This window comes from Vibrio sp. SCSIO 43009, from assembly GCF_023716525.1.
Classification (GTDB): domain Bacteria; phylum Pseudomonadota; class Gammaproteobacteria; order Enterobacterales; family Vibrionaceae; genus Vibrio; species Vibrio alginolyticus.
Genome location: NZ_CP071842.1, coordinates 1,641,488 through 1,657,112 on the forward strand (window position 1 = coordinate 1,641,488; position 15,625 = coordinate 1,657,112).

Annotated in this window: 13 protein-coding genes and 2 pseudogenes; all 15 read right to left on the minus strand. The window is 42.6% G+C overall.

All coding sequences use genetic code 11. The features are described from left to right. Nucleotides 1–93 precede the first annotated feature (93 nt). The 15 genes and pseudogenes from J4N43_RS07810 to fdh3B all read right to left on the minus strand — a co-directional run bounded on the left by J4N43_RS07810 (nucleotide 94) and on the right by fdh3B (nucleotide 15,622). Complete coding sequence (locus J4N43_RS07810) at nucleotides 94–537, minus strand: SMI1/KNR4 family protein (protein WP_158159651.1); 444 nt, start codon at nucleotides 535–537, stop codon at nucleotides 94–96. A 293-nt stretch (nucleotides 538–830) separates the two neighbouring features. Continuing rightward, nucleotides 831–1,733: an immunity 49 family protein gene (locus J4N43_RS07815; protein WP_062730613.1), complete on the minus strand. Its 903-nt coding sequence runs from the start codon at nucleotides 1,731–1,733 to the stop codon at nucleotides 831–833. A 168-nt stretch (nucleotides 1,734–1,901) separates the two neighbouring features. After that, a complete protein-coding gene (locus J4N43_RS07820) occupies nucleotides 1,902–2,801 on the minus strand; it encodes an immunity 49 family protein (RefSeq protein WP_053350743.1) in 900 nt (299 codons plus the stop codon). Nucleotides 2,802–2,818: 17 nt separating this feature from the next. Further along, nucleotides 2,819–3,215 (minus strand): annotated as a pseudogene (locus tag J4N43_RS24635) (hypothetical protein); the annotation flags it as partial. Nucleotides 3,216–3,243: 28 nt separating this feature from the next. Further along, nucleotides 3,244–4,125 carry an immunity 49 family protein gene (locus tag J4N43_RS07830; RefSeq protein WP_053350742.1) on the minus strand — a complete coding sequence of 294 codons (882 nt, stop codon included), beginning with the start codon at nucleotides 4,123–4,125 and terminating at the stop codon, nucleotides 3,244–3,246. Between the two features lie 16 nt (nucleotides 4,126–4,141). After that, nucleotides 4,142–4,408, minus strand: coding sequence for a hypothetical protein (locus J4N43_RS24590; RefSeq protein WP_053350741.1), 267 nt, complete (start codon nucleotides 4,406–4,408; stop codon nucleotides 4,142–4,144). Nucleotides 4,409–4,432: 24 nt separating this feature from the next. Beyond that, nucleotides 4,433–4,801 (minus strand): hypothetical protein, encoded by a 369-nt coding sequence (locus tag J4N43_RS24595; RefSeq protein ID WP_053350740.1) that lies wholly within the window; start codon nucleotides 4,799–4,801, stop codon nucleotides 4,433–4,435. Between the two features lie 49 nt (nucleotides 4,802–4,850). Next, nucleotides 4,851–5,753, minus strand: coding sequence for an immunity 49 family protein (locus tag J4N43_RS07840; protein WP_158159650.1), 903 nt, complete (start codon nucleotides 5,751–5,753; stop codon nucleotides 4,851–4,853). Between the two features lie 165 nt (nucleotides 5,754–5,918). Further along, nucleotides 5,919–6,818 carry an immunity 49 family protein gene (locus J4N43_RS07845; protein WP_062730615.1) on the minus strand — a complete coding sequence of 300 codons (900 nt, stop codon included), beginning with the start codon at nucleotides 6,816–6,818 and terminating at the stop codon, nucleotides 5,919–5,921. Beyond that, a pseudogene (locus J4N43_RS07850) lies at nucleotides 6,808–7,764 on the minus strand (RHS repeat-associated core domain-containing protein); the annotation flags it as partial. The pseudogene J4N43_RS07850 and the gene J4N43_RS07845, both read right to left, overlap by 11 nt. 66 nt (nucleotides 7,765–7,830) lie before the next feature. Next, nucleotides 7,831–8,733: an immunity 49 family protein gene (locus J4N43_RS07855; protein WP_053350543.1), complete on the minus strand. Its 903-nt coding sequence runs from the start codon at nucleotides 8,731–8,733 to the stop codon at nucleotides 7,831–7,833. Continuing rightward, entirely contained in the window at nucleotides 8,726–13,123 is a 4,398-nt protein-coding gene (locus tag J4N43_RS07860) for an RHS repeat-associated core domain-containing protein (protein WP_252094163.1), read from the minus strand. Before J4N43_RS07860 ends, J4N43_RS07855 begins: the two co-directional genes overlap by 8 nt. Nucleotides 13,124–13,546: 423 nt before the next feature. Further along, a complete protein-coding gene (locus J4N43_RS07865) occupies nucleotides 13,547–13,963 on the minus strand; it encodes a membrane protein (protein WP_005377532.1) in 417 nt (138 codons plus the stop codon). After that, on the minus strand, nucleotides 13,947–14,999 hold the full coding sequence (locus J4N43_RS07870) for a formate dehydrogenase subunit gamma (RefSeq protein WP_005377534.1): 1,053 nt from the start codon (nucleotides 14,997–14,999) through the stop codon (nucleotides 13,947–13,949). Before J4N43_RS07870 ends, J4N43_RS07865 begins: the two co-directional genes overlap by 17 nt. A 14-nt stretch (nucleotides 15,000–15,013) precedes the next feature. After that, nucleotides 15,014–15,622: a formate dehydrogenase FDH3 subunit beta gene (gene fdh3B, locus J4N43_RS07875; protein ID WP_005377536.1), complete on the minus strand. Its 609-nt coding sequence runs from the start codon at nucleotides 15,620–15,622 to the stop codon at nucleotides 15,014–15,016. Nucleotides 15,623–15,625 lie beyond the last annotated feature (3 nt).

Consider the following 15,625-nt stretch of genomic DNA (forward strand, 5'->3'; position numbering starts at 1 on the left):
GTATTTCTGCTTGTGTATGTAATTTCAGTTGGTGCCTCGTAAATCATATCAAAGTCGCCTGGCTTCGAAATTGAGGCTCTATGTAACAACAGTTCAAAGGCTGAGCATATATTCCAAAAATGCCTCAAATGTTGTCCATGATTGGGCTTCTTTACCAAACAATTCATCTATGAAAAGGGCTACTTGCCCCGCTCTTTCTGATTCATTTGAAAATAAAAAGTAGTAGCCACCTCCGGCATAGCGCTCTAATACGCAACCGTTTTGTGGTATTTTCTCAAAATCACTCGGTATCTCATCCTCGCGAAGTTCAAGAGTGCGCTCAACTGTAAGATAGTCCTCATCTTCAGAGTATCCATAAATCGTATGACCAAACCACTCAACGTAACCATATTTTCTTAGAAAAACTTTATATGGCTCCGGAAAGGATAATCCTAGCTGATTTTCCATTTCATGAATTGATACGTCATTCAACTCTCCAAAGCACTCAAACCCTTCTTTTTCGGTGAATTGATCGAGCATTACGTCTAAGCTTCTCATATTTAAAACTCTATTTTTGATATATATTTTGCCTTCATCGTACCAGTGCAATCGCTTATTGTACTTCTGATGAGGCTTGGAATTCATTACCCTGAAGTTATTGAACGAGTTATCCCCTTTCCGAAATAAAAGAGGTCTTATGGTGAATGATTAAATCCGTCGAGAAGTCTTCCTGATTTAATCATTTTGAACAACTGCTTTGAAGTAAAACGCTTCGCTGCCTCTTTTGTAATCGCGTAACAACGAACCCCTCACCATAAACTTATAAGCCACCTGGTATAAGTAAAGAGAATTTATCTAGTGATCTTCCCTGCTTTTACATCTTCTAGCCAACGTCCTTCAACAAGATAGGGTGGAAGCCAACCAGTTTCAACAGATAGACGGTTGCCTTTGTCATACCACATACATGCCATACCAAGCAGAGGGAAAGATATGAAGGTTTCTATAGAAATTAAGCCCTCTGGCTTATCGAGCCTCATTTGGTATTGCTCTTGGAACTGTAGGTTCTTAATGAGTACTTCTTCAAAGTCATAACCGATGTCAGTTGTCAGGGCCGCAAAAGTTTCCAAAATACCCATGGCGATTTCTAATGCCCAATCATCACCCTGAGAAACTGCCGCGTCCATCGCGGCCACCAGTTTATCAGGGTAGTCCGACGTGCGGTTATGGAACGACTGAATGACATCTACTAGCATATAAGACAGCTCACCCGCTTTGGTAGAGCTCTGTCTCATCAAAGAAATCGGAAAGTTCGCCAATACACCCATGCTAGGTTTATCACGCACAATCACCGAAGTAAAATAAGCATCAAGCCACATTGAAGGACAAATAAAGCCTGTTTTAAAAATACCTTCACCATCCCATGTCACTTCTGGATAGCCGAGTATCTGGATACTTAATTCTTCATTGGGATTCATAGCAAGTTGATGATAACAGGCTCCCATTAAAGAAGTTTCATAAAGGCGTAATGTACAAATTTGTTCGTCTTCATGAGAGGCTTGAAACCAGGTATACCAGCGAACCTGGTCAATGGCAAAATCACCAAGACTAACCAAGTTTTCTCGCCTGACTTTAAGACCTTCTTTTCTGTTATCTAAAACCCGGTTTATAAATTTTTTCCGATTCACAATGGCTTGTGTGTCAAGTTCAGGATTTGCTTTGCGCTCTACAATCTTGATCGATTCTTTACTTTGCATTTTGACTTAATCTTTTTGAATCAATTTTAAACTCTACTACTTCTACTACTACGTCTGAGGGCTTCAAGCTATTCGAGTAAAAGGGCTTAGGTATCTTTAAAAAGGACACATAATGCCAAGTGTAACACAACAAAACGTCAGAAATGATGACCTAGCTCCCTTTGAATCTTAGCGAATTATATTTCCGGCTTTTACATCCTCTAACCAACACCCTTCGACGAGATAGGGAGGAAGCCAACCAGTTTCGACAGATAAACGGTTGCCTTTGTCGTACCACATACTAGCCATGCCAAGCAGAGGGAAGTTGATAAAAGTTCTGATGCCTATCCTATCTGGTCCTAATTCTCTAAGATGATATTTCTCTTGAAACTGTAGGTTTTTAACGAGCATTTCCTCAAAATCATAACCAATGTTAGTAGTGAGCGCTGCGAAGGTTTCTAGGATCCCCATCGCAATTTCCAACGCCCAGTTATTCCCTTGAGCTACCGCTGCGTCCATTGCTGCAACCAGCTTATCAGGATAATCCGATGTGCGGTTGTGGAACGACTGAATGACGTCTACTAGCATATAAGACAGCTCACCCGCTTTGGTAGAGCTCTGTCTCATCAAAGAAATCGGAAAGTTCGCCAATACGTCCATGCTAGGTTTATCACGAACGATGACAGAGGTGAAATAGGCATCTAACCACATTGAAGGACAAATGAAGCCTGTTTTTAAAATACCTTCGCCTTTCCATGTTACTTCAGGATAGTCGAGGATCTTTATGGTTAATTTATCATTGGGATGCATTGCAAGGCTATGATAACAAGCACTCATCAACGAAGTTTCATAAAGGCGTAATGTACAAATTTTTTCGTCTTCACATGAAGCTTGATACCACGTAAACCAGCGCACTTGCTCGAATGCATAATCTCCAAAGCTAATCAAGTTCTCTCGCCTAATTTTGAGCCCTTCTTTTCTTTTATCTAAGATTCGATTGATATAATCTTTCTCACAAGCAATGCTATTATCATCTAACCTGGGCCTTGCTGTACGCTCTATAATTTTGGCTGGCTTTTTACCTTGCATTGTTGAACTAACCCTTCTTAATCAATTTTAAACTCAGCTATTCCTAGTTTTATATCTGATGCATCTCTGATTTTTTTCGCAGCTATTTTTTCTGTCGTTTCATCTTCGTTTTCAGACATTAGCTTAGTGGTTTCTTCAGCATATTTGCTAGATCCTTGCTGATACGCTTCGTTTCCAATCTTACGGCTGCCCATCGGGCAGCTACCCCCCTTTGGCCTCAACAATTATAATTTCACCTGGTGGCGGCTCTTCCACCTCGTAAACCATATCAAAATCGCCCGGCTTCGAAATTGAGGTTCCAATATCTTTGGGATGAAGCAGCTCAGCATTAGGACGTTTACTCCGAACAAAGTCATCCGCGGCTAACTCACCAATTTTTGCAGATTGCTGATTAATCTTGGCGATTTGAACGTTATTATACTGAATTGCTAACTAAAGGGTTTTATCGTGTGATCTTCCCTGCTTTTACTTCTTCTAACCAACATCCTTCGACGAGATAGGGAGGAAGCCAACTGGTTTCAATAGATAGACGGTTGCCTTTGTCGTACCACATACAAGCCATGCCAAGCAGTGGGAAGTTAATAAAAGTGCGGATGCCTATCCTATCTGGTCCTAATTCTCGAAGATGATATTTTTCTTGGAATTGTAGGTTTTTGACTAGCACTTCCTCAAAGTCATAACCAATGTTAGTAGTGAGCGCTGCGAAGGTTTCTAGGATCCCCATCGCAATTTCCGACGCCCAGTTATCCCTTTGAGTTACCGCTGCGTCCATTGCTGCAACCAGCTTATCAGGATAATCCGATGTGCGATTGTGGAACGACTGAATGACGTCTACTAGCATATAAGACAGCTCACCCGCTTTGGTAGAGCTCTGTCTCATCAAAGAAATCGGAAAGTTCGCCAATACGTCCATGCTAGGTTTATCACGAACGATGACAGAGGTAAAATACGCATCTAGCCACATTGAAGGACAAATGAAACCTGTTTTTAAAATACCTTCGCCTTTCCAAGTTATTTCAGGATGATCAGGTACCTTAACCGTCAAAGGGCTTTCAGGTTTTTGAGCCAGTCGATGATAGCTAGCTTGCATTATCGAGGCTTCAAATAGACGCAGCGTTCCTATTCGGTCATTTAGTTCAGACACTGGAAACAAAGTATATAACCTAACTTGCTCCCAAACCCCGTCTGTTAGATATATCAAGTTTTCGCGCTTTATTGTGATACGATGTTTTCTTTTCTCTAAGTTTTTTTCTATTTGTTTTGTATAGTAATTAAGTTCCTCAGTATTCAACTCGTAGGCTGCTTTTCTATTTATCTTTTTCATACTAACTTTACTTCCCTTAACCTAATTCTTCGAGGCTAATATCAAACTCTTTTACATTCACTTTAGATACGCCATCTGAAGCATCAATTTCTGTTGTACCAGCTTTTTGTTCAGACATTAATTTAACGATTTCCGCCGCATATTTGCTTGTCCCTTGCTGATATGCTTCATTGCCAATTTTACGACTGCTGAGCGGCCTGCTGCCACCCTTAGCCTCGACGATGATGATTTCTTCGATGATTTCTTCGATGATTTCTTCAGTATCATCTGAGAGGTACACCATATTGAAATCACCTGGTTTCGATCCCTAAGTTGCAAGGTCTTTGGGGTGGCTCAACTTAGCATTAGGGCGTATATTCCGAATAAAGTCATCCGCGACCAACTCACCAATTTTTGCAGACTGCTGGTTAATATTACCAATTTGAGCGTGATATCCCTCTTTGCTAGCTCGAGCGTCCATTGCCTCTTGACGCTCTTTCAAGCATTCATCAATTTTTGCTTTGTTTCTTTCTGTTAGCTCATAATCACTCATATTGAGTTCAGACTTTTTTATACTATGCCAGTATTGGCTGCCCCAAACCTGTTGGGTCAATCCACTGGATATGGTGGACTGCATATTGGTAATGCCACCAATGATGGAGCGTTCAACAAACAACAAGCTCCCCACCTCAAACATAAAAGCCACCCCATGAGAGATGGCTTGTATATTGATTTGCTAAAGGAGTTTATCGAATGATCTTCCCTGCTTTTACATCTTCTAGCCAACGTCCTTCGACGAGATAAGCTGGAAGCCAACCAGTTTCAACTGACAAACGGTTGCCTTTGTCGTACCACATACAGGCCATGCCAAGAAGAGGGAAAGATATGAAAGTTTCTATAGAAATCAAGTCCTTTGGCTTATCGAGCCTCATTTGGTATTTCTCTTGGAAATGTAGGTTTTTAACGAGCACTTCCTCAAAATCATAACCAATATTAGTAGTGAGCGCTGCGAAGGTTTCTAGGACCCCCATCGCAATTTCCAACGCCCAGTTATCCCCTTGAGCTACCGCTGCGTCCATTGCTGCAACCAGCTTATCAGGATAATCCGATGTGCGGTTGTGGAACGACTGAATGACGTCTACTAGCATATAAGACAGCTCACCCGCTTTGGTAGAGCTCTGTCTCATCAAAGAAATCGGAAAGTTCGCCAATACGTCTAAACTTGGCCTGTCACGCACAATTGCCGATATAAAATACATATCAATCCATCTATTAGGATTTATGCACCCCTTTTTTAAAATACCTTCCCCGTCCCACTTTACTTCAGGATAGTCGAGAATCTTGATAGTTAATTCATCATTGGGATTCCTAGCAAGTCGATGATAACAAGCGCCCATTAGAGAAGTTTCGTAAAGACGTAATGTACAAATTTGTTCGTCTTCATGCGAGGCTTGAAACCAGGTATACCAGCGAACCTGGTCAATGGCAAAATCACCAAAACTAACCAAGTTTTCTCGCCTGACTTTAAGGCCTTCTTTTCTGTTATCTAAAACCCGGTTTATAAATTTTTTCCGATTCACAATGGCTTGTGTGTCAAGTTCAGGATTTGCTTTTCGCTCTAAAAATTTGACCGATTCTTTACTTTGCATTTTGACTTAATCCTTTTGAATCAATTTTAAACTCTGCTACTACTACTACGTCTGAGGGCTTCAAGCTATTCGAGTAAAAGGGCTTAGGTATCTTTAAAAAGGACACATAATGCCAAGTGTAACGCAACAAAACGTCAGAAATGATGACCTAGCTCCCTTTGAATCTTAGCGAATTATATTTCCGGCTTTTACATCCTCTAACCAACACCCTTCGACGAGATAGGGAGGAAGCCAACCAGTTTCGACAGATAAACGGTTGCCTTTGTCGTACCACATACTAGCCATGCCAAGCAGAGGGAAATTAATGAACGTGCGGATGCCTATCCTATCTGGTCCTAATTCTCTAAGATGATATTTCTCTTGAAACTGTAGGTTTTTAACGAGCACTTCCTCAAAATCATAACCAATGTCAGTAGAGAGCGCTGCGAAGGTTTCTAGGATCCCCATCGCAATTTCCAACGCCCAGTTATCCCCTTGAGCTACCGCTGCGTCCATTGCTGCAACCAGCTTATCAGGATAATCCGATGTGCGATTGTGGAACGACTGAATGACGTCTACTAGCATATAAGACAGCTCACCCGCTTTGGTAGAGCTCTGCCTCATCAAAGAAATTGGAAAGTTCGCCAATATGTCCATACTTGGCCTGTCACGCACAATTGTCGATATGAAATACATATCAAGCCATCTATTAGGATTTATGCACCCCGTTTTTAAAATGCCTTCCCCGTCCCACTTTACTTCAGGATAGTCGAGAATCTTGATAGTTAATTCATCATTGGGATTCATAGCAAGCATATGATAACCAGCACTCATCAGCGAAGTTTCGTAAAGACGTAATGTACAAATTTGCTCGTCTTCATGAGAGGCTTGAAACCATGTGTACCAGCGAACCTGCTCAATGGCGAAATCACCAAGACTGACTAGGTTTTCACGCCTGATTTTAAGGCCTTCTTTTCTGTTATCTAAGACCCGGTTTATAAATTTTTTCCGATTCACAATGGCTTGTGTGTCAAGTTCAGGATTTGCTTTTCGCTCTAAAAATTTGACCGATTCTTTACTTTGCATTTTGACTTAATCCTTTTGAATCAATTTTAAACTCTGCCACTTCTAGTTTTACATCTGAGGCCTTACCACTTTCAGGGATATTCGCTTGAGTATGTATATATCGAATAGTTCTGCCGGATAAAGCGGCGTATTGAATTTCGTCGGCAGCTAATTTTTCAGTCGTTCCTTCCTTTTTTTCAGACATTAGGTTGGTGATTTCGGCAGTGTATTCCGTTGTCCCTTGCTGATATGCCATATTTCCAATTTTTCTGCTACCCAGCGGGCTGCTACCCCTTTGGCCTCAACAATTATAATTTCACCTGGTGGCGGCTCTTCCACCTCGTAAACCATATCAAAATCGCCCGGCTTCGAAATTGAGGTTCCAATATCTTTGGGATGAAGCAGCTTAGCATTAGGACGTTTACTCCGGACAAAGTCATCCGCGGCTAACTCACCAATTTTTGCAGACTGTTGGTTAATATTGCCAATTTGAGCATTATATCCCTCTTCGCCAGTTCGAGCGTCCATTGCCTCTTGACGCTCTTTCAAGCATTCATCAATTTTTGCTTTGTTTTTTTCTGTTAGCTCATAATCACTCATATTGAGTTCTGAGTTTTCTTTATACTCTGCTTTATTCAGCACAAGATCTTCAGTGAAGATCGTGCAACCTTTCTCCCCACCAACTTTCTCAGAGTCAAAAACATGCGCATTGACAAACTCCTCAATCCCAACAACATACTGCACTTCGTGTCTGGTGCCATCTGAATGATTAATATGACGATAAAAAGTAATCTCGTTTCTCTCGCAATCGATATGGTCTAAATCGTATTCATATCGGATATGATTTTTAGCTTTTGGGGAACGTTATTTGCGCCTGATACTCAGCCAGCATTTTCTGCAAGCGTTTTAGCCCTTCTTCACAAAGAAAACCTGTTGGGTCAATCCACTGGATGGGGTTGATTGAATATCGGTAAACATATAAGCCACCTCGTGAAAGGTGGCTTATATACTGAATTTCTATATAAATGATAATTTATCGTGTGATCTTCCCTACTTTTACATCTTCTAGCCAACGCCCTTCAACGAGATAAGGAGGAAGCCAACCGGTTTCAACAGATAAACAGTTACCTTTGTCGTACCACATACAAGCCATGCCAAGCAGAGGGAAAGAGATGAAGGTTTCGATTGAAATCAATTTTTTAGGAGCATCCAAGCGCATTTGATATTGCTCCTGGAACTGCAGGTTCTTAATGAGTACCTCTTCAAAGTCATAATCAATATCGGTTGTCAGGGCGGCAAAGGTTTCTAAAATGCCCATGGCGATTTCTAATGCCCAGTCATCACCCTGAGCAACTGCAGCGTCCATTGCTGCGACTAGCTTATCGGGGTAATCCGATGTGCGGTTGTGGAATGACTGAATCACATCCACCAGCATGTAAGAAAGCTCACCAGCCTTCGTAGAACTTTGTTTCATCAGAGAAATCGGAAAGCTCGCCAATACGTCCATACTTGGCCTGTCACGCACGATCACCGAAGTGAAATAAGCATCAAGCCATCGGTTAGGGTGTAAACACCCCGTTTTTAAAATACCTTCACCTTTCCAGGTTACTTCCGGGTATCCAGGTAATTGAATACTTTGAGGCTCGTCAGGTCTCATGGCGAGCTGATGATAAAATGCACGCATTAATGATGCTTCATATAGACATAGTGTGCCGGTTCTCTCATCATCATTTAATGGAGGTAGCCATGTATACAGGCGAATTTGCTCAGACACATCATCACTCAAATAAACCAAGTTTTCTCTTTTTATCGCAATGCGCCTTTTTCGTTTATCTAAGTTCTCTTTTACTTCTTCTCTGTAAGCATCTATTGCCGCTTGAGTTAGACTAATATGAGCCAATCGCTCAATCTTTTTTAATTCCTTGGCATCAAACATTTCCAAATTCTCCCATGTCTATATCAAATTCTTTCGCTTTAATTTTCGAGACTTTACCATCTGAAGATATTTCTGCTTGTGTATGAATATAACGAATCGGAATATCATCTTTGATAGCGGATTTGATGTGATTTGCAGCAATCTTTTCCGTTGTACCTTGTTCTTGCTTAGACATCTCACCAATAATTGCTGCTGTATATTCAGTTGTCCCTTGCTGATATGCCATATTTCCAATTTTACGACTGCCGAGCGGGCTGCTGCCACCCTTAGCCTCGACGATGATGATTTCTTCAGGATCATCTGAGAGGTACACCATATCGAAATCACCTGGTTTCGATCCCGAAGTTGCAAGGTCTTTGGGATGGATCAACTTAGCATTAGGGCGTATATTCCGAACAAAGTCATCCGCGACCAACTCACCAATTTTTGCTGACTGCTGGTTAATTTTAGCAATTTGGGCGTTATGCCCTTCTTCGCCGCTACGCGCATCCATTGCCTTTTGACGTTCTGCTAAACACTCATCAACCTTTTGTTTGCATTCTTCAGAAAGTTTGTATTTCTCATCCTCATCCTTATTATTGAATTCGAATTCTGAGTTATCCTTGTAATCCGCTTTATTCAGCACTAGGTCCTCGGTGAAGATGGTGCAGGTCTTATCGCCACCGACCTTCTCTGAATCAAACACGTGAGCATTAACAAACTCTTCTATCCCGACTACGTACTGCACTTCATGTTTGCTTCCGTCAGAATGATTAATGTGGCGATAAAAAGTAATCTCGTTCTTCTCGCAATCAATATGGTCTAAATCGTATTCATATCGAATATGATTTTTACCTTTGGGTTTTCGGATTTTGACTTGCGAGCGAACGCCATCTTCTCCGACGGATGATTCTTTTGCAGCTTCTAAAATCTGATCGCAAACCTCTTGGGGGACATCGCTTTGCGCCTGATACGCTGCCAACATTTGACCCAAGCGTTTTAGCCCTTCTTCACAAAGGAAACCTGTTGGATCAATCCACTGGATAGGATTGACTGCATATTGGTAATGGTTAATGCCACCAGCAATAGATATCGGATCTTGTTGGATAAAGCGTCCTAGCTTAGGATCGTAATACCGAGCGAGGTTGTAGTGTAAGTTGGTTTCTTGATCGAAGTACTGCCCTTGAAAACGCAGTGGATTTACTACTTTTTCAATATGTACATGAGCAAAGCCATGAGCATCGTAGCTGGCACTCCATACAACATTCCCCTCGCAATCGATCAGTCGCTCTGGTTTACCAACTTGATCGCACTGGTACCAATAAATAACGTCATTTTCTAGCAGTGCCACTGGCGTGTAGGTTTCCGGTTGATATAGGTACCAGCGGAAAGCACATGAAGAGCGTTCACCAATTAAACGTTCCCCTTCCCACAAGAACTCCGTAACACCTTGTTGTGTAATTTTCTTCGTCCTGCGCCCTAATGCATCATATTCATATTGACTGATGCCATCGTCGGTGTGAACTTCAATGAGCTGATTTAACGCATCAAACACTCGAGTCTGAACTTGTCCTTGCCCCTCACGTTTTGTCTGGTTTCCTTGCGCGTCATATTTGAACCGGACACCATCGTGTACTTCAATACGATCAGCGAATACCTCTGAAGTTGGCAAAGTAGGATTGCCAAAACTATCGTATTCAAACTTAGTCACTTCTCCGGAAGCATTGACTCGTTTCAGTTGCCCTAAGGCATCGTACTGATAGTGCGTTGCTCCTGCCGTATTATCAATGATTGATGAAATACGGTTTTGCGCATTGTAAACGTACTTTTTCTCTCTATCAGGCCAATGTTGTTCGACCAAACGACCAACACCATCATAAATGATGCGCTCATTAAAATGTGCCGTTTCAATTTGGGAAACTCGTCCCATTTCATCGTAATGAAATTTGATTTGAGGTAAATCTAGGTTTCCAAATCGAATCGCTGAAAAACGCCCATATCGATCATAAGAGAAGCTCAGCTCCGTATTATCTGGCAGTACCTGAGATACGCGTTGGCCAACTCTGTTAAACTCCTGCGCTATCTCAAACTGACCTTGAATGCGCTTTGTTAAATGCCCGAATGAAGAGTATTGGTATTGCAATGTTTGATGGCGATTGGATGCGAAAGTAAGTCGACCACCAAGCGTATAATTGAAGTGGTTCTCTACAATACTGCTACCATTTCCTGCTTTGACGTGCTTGAGATAACCCGCAGCGTCATAGCGATACAGCACAGTCCTATCGGCGACTTGCTTACGATGGATCCGCCCCATATCGTCATAATCAAATTGGCTTTGTAGATTATCAAACCCAACAGTTCCTGATAGCTGGCCTTCATCGTCATACATAAATTCGAATTCTAAGCCGTCACTCCGAACTAATTTAGTCAGGTTACGTTGTTGATCGTATTCGTAAGAAATATGGCTGCCATCGGGAAAGATGACTGCTTCTTGTTGCGCGAGTGCTCCCCATTGATACGAGGTAATGCCTGCTGGCGTTCGAATCTGAGCAACACGGCTGTGCTCATCGTAAGAATATTCTTCGCTATAACCGACTTTGTCTTCGTCGTTAAAATAACGAACTGATGTACGCCTGCCAAATTGATCATAAGCGAGTTGAGCAATACACCCATCGGGATAAGCAACGCCATTCACCAGATCTTCTTCGTTGTAGCTGTAACGAAGTAATGTACCGTCTATTTCATTCGCGATAAGTCTTTGTTGTTCATCCCACCACCATTGACTTTTCTTACCATCTTCAGACTCTTTTTTGACGACTTGACCGTGTTTATCGTAATCATATTCCGTGACACAGCCGAACTGATCGGTATCCCAAACTCTTTGACCGAGGCTATTGTAGTAAGCCTTCTCGATATCCCCATCAGGTGAAACCGTTTTAACTAACTTACCTAAGCCGTCATAACCATATTGAATTTCTTTTCCAGAGGAATGAAACTTAGAGACTAATTGACCATGCTGATTATATTGATAATTGACCGTTGACTGATCAGGATAGATAGCTTGTGCTTTTCGTCCTAGTTCATCATATTGCCATCGCCAAGTTTTACCTGTGGGGCTTATTTTCTCGAGTAAGTTACCCTGCTCGTCATGCAAGAAAGACCATTGATGATCTAACGAGTCAGAATAAGAAGAATGATTTCCCTGATAATGGAAGCGATAGTCATAAATTCCTGCGTCCCCAACGTTTCTGATGCACTTCGCTTTTGCACCTTCGCCATCCCATTCAAAATAATGAGTAAAGCCAGTTGGTCGTACACGCTTAATAACTAAATGGCCGAGGTATTGATACTGTTCCTTTAGGCCCAAATGATTAGTTGCACTGACCAAATCATCGTGCTCATCATAGGTATAAGTTGCCAGAACTTTTTGGGACTTTGCATTAAGCAGTTCTACAAGGCGTCCTTGCTTATCATATTGACATTCAAGAACCGGACGCTTGTTATATGCGATCTCGATCAATCGATGGTTTCGAGAATACTGCAATTGAAACGTTGAAAACGTGCCATTTCTAACTTGTTTAACAAGCCAGCGATCATCTTTTTGCTCAAACCGATATTGATGCCCATTAGCGAGCGTTACAATCCGAGTTGTTGAGCTCAGGAAATAACAGCTCGCACCAGCGTATATTTGATAACTTGTTGCTCCAATATCTACTGGCTCAAATTCTGTGATATCTGCCTTATCGTCAACAAACTCCCAAGCGATAACATTGTCTTTCTCGTTCGTCTTTTCGCGTAATTCAAACTGAAATGCATGTCGCCAACCAAAGCCCACTCCATGATTTACATCCGACTGCGAAGAGCGGTAAGTACGCTGCCAAGTAGTACCTTGTTGTAGCTCGATATCATAGAGTTCGAGAATTTCTTCACCCGTCACAAGTGATACAGGATCACCGGCTTTCTCATGTTTTTCGCTGCTTTGTTGCTGAGGCTTGGCGGATGCGGCACTTCTGCCACTCTTTTTATTCGACTTCCCCTTTCCCTTCGATGGTTTTGCATTGACGGTATTTTGAGTCGGTGGAGGCGTAACCGCTGACGAGAGTGCGTAGTTTTCGCCGGTAGGTACAATTCGAGCGACACGCAAGTCACCGTTCACCAAAGCATTGGCAAACGTTGAATTATAGTGTTGGGAAGTAAGCTCACCGTCAGGTATGTTTGGCTTGAATTGACCAATCGTATAGAACAAGTCCTCGACAGAGCGAAGGTCAAGCTCACCAAAGCTCTCAAGAAACTCTATTGCCTCTTGTTTGGTCACGAATGTTTTAGGTTCGCCGCTAGTAAGTAACTGACCAGAAAAGTGATAACTTTCACCAAAGCGATTCGTGATAGGAATGACGAATTGAGGGATCATAGCCGTAACGTGTTTGTCCTTTTCTTACCTTGCCGCATCATTTAATGCTCGTTTCGCTCTTTTTATTTGTGAGAGCAAGATGCCTTAATCAAACATCCTCCGATAGAGATTCCTCTGTATGCGTAGACTGAATGTATTGATGGCAATTTTCACGTATGCAACTCTTTGAATTTCTGAGCGCAGCGTACTTTAACGGGACGATGAATCCTGAGTAAATGAACAATAGCGTGAGTGAGACTAATGTCTCATCGTGACGCGATTTTTTTACATGTTTCTTACTTAACTATGATTTTCTGCCCAGTTACGTAAATTCACTCAATAAGTTGCATCAAGTATCACCACTGCGACTCAGCGCTTCATATTTGAGACAAAACAGCAACAAAAAAACCGCCTATTACGGCGGTTTTGCTTAAAGAATACTGATTAAAGGTTTGGACCTGTCGATGGTCTGTGTGGTTGGTTATTGAGCAGTTGCTGCATCCCTTGAAACATTCGCATAAACCACACCAAAATGGCTAATGCAGCAAACACCATCCCTACCCAAGGAATAAAGTAAGCGATGGTTTCAAGCAAAGTACTATGCAACCAATAATCACTCACGCCAACGAGTACACCGTTAGAAGTCGCGACGGTGACGATCAACACAACAAAAAACGTCAGGTAGAGAAAGAAGGTGCGAATTAAACCGTAGTAATGAGAAATCACTACGTCGCTGTCTTCTCCCTTATCTAATCGGTAACCCGCATAGATAATTGCGATAACGCCTGAGATCAGAAACGTAAACGGGGTCAGACAGCTCAGGATGTACGCAACCCAAATCCCGTTATGAGGTTTGTTCATTCGCTTTCGCTCCTTTTACTTCCGTTTGTGCCGTATCTGTTTCGCCCATTGCTTCTTTGGACTTCACTTCCTCATACCAAAGATCGTGGTGTTCTTTCGCCCATGTCTCGTCAACTTCACCAGTCACCATGCCTTCTAACGCACCTTCCATACCGAATAGACCAATATAGATGTGGAAGATAAAGCCACAGATTAGAATCAGTGCCGAAATCGCATGAACTAAGTTAGAAAGCTCCATGTCACGGCGAGTTTGGCCAAAGATAGGAAAGTCCAGAACTAAGCCACTCACTGCCGCGATAGCACCAAAGAAGATTAACAACCAATAGATTGCCTTCTCACCACCGTTTGAGAAACCAGCTGACGGATGTGTGCCTTTGTGTTTACCAACCATGCCGCCCATTTTCATAAACCAACGAACATCTGTCATGTTTGGAATCGACTTGCGCCACCATTTAAAGAGCACGAGCATCAGTAAAATGAAGAACAATGGTCCCATGTAATTGTGGTACTGCTTCGCCAACATGACGATAAAGCCCCAGAACTCAGTAGGAACGTACGGTTTTAAGAAGTGCTTACCGTAAACCAGCATCAAACCACTGAATGCCAGCGTTAAGAATGTAAACGCCATACTCCAGTGAAGCGCGCGGTCTAAACGAGACCAACGCTTCATTTTTTTACCAGTACGCGGCTTGCTAAGCATCAAAGGACCAACGAATACGTAAGCCATGATTACCATTGCAATACTGCCGAAAATCGCGACAGCACCCGCTGGAGACATCCATTTCTCTTTTAGAATGTACCAAGTCTCACCAGGTTTACTGATCAATACGCCATGTTCTGGCGATTGAGACGTGGTGTAGCCTTCTTGCCCCTCTCTGACTTCGCGCCAATAGTCTGCCCCGGCGAGTTGCGTGATCTCCTGTTGAATAACTTTAGAAGATTGTTCCTCTGCTGAAGCAGGCATTGCGAAAGTCAGCAGCAATGCTGTCATCATTGACAGCATTGCTAGAGATGCACGTTTAAGCGTGTTTAACATGTGCCTCTCCTTACTTAGCTTTTCGTCGCATCGTAAGAAAGATCGTTTCCGTCTGTCCAACCTGCGTTTTTCGCGCCGCGTTCTACCACACGTTGACGGAAAATGTCAGAGACTTTCTCTGCGTCACCCGCAAGCAGCGCTTTGGTTGAACAAAGCGATGCACACATCGGTAACTTGCCTTCTGCGATACGGTTCGCACCGTATTTTTGACGTTCTTCCTCAGAGCCAGGCTCTGTTTCTGGGCCGCCCGCGCAGAAAGTACATTTATCCATTTTGCCACGTTCACCAAACGCCTCTTGTTTAGGAAATTGAGGTGCGCCAAACGGACAAGCAAACAAACAGTAACCACAACCGATACACAGATCTTTATTGTGAAGAACGATGCCGTCTTCGGTATGTTCGAAACAATCAGCTGGACAAACTGCCATACAAGGCGCATCGGTACAGTGCATACAAGCAACAGAGATAGAGTTTTCACCAGCTTCACCGTCGTTTAGTGTTACCACGCGGCGACGTTGAATGCCCCATTCAAGCGCATCGTCGTTTTCGTTCTTACATGCAGTAACACAGCCGTTACACTCGATACAGCGTTTGGTGTCACATAGAAATTTCATTCGTGCCATTGT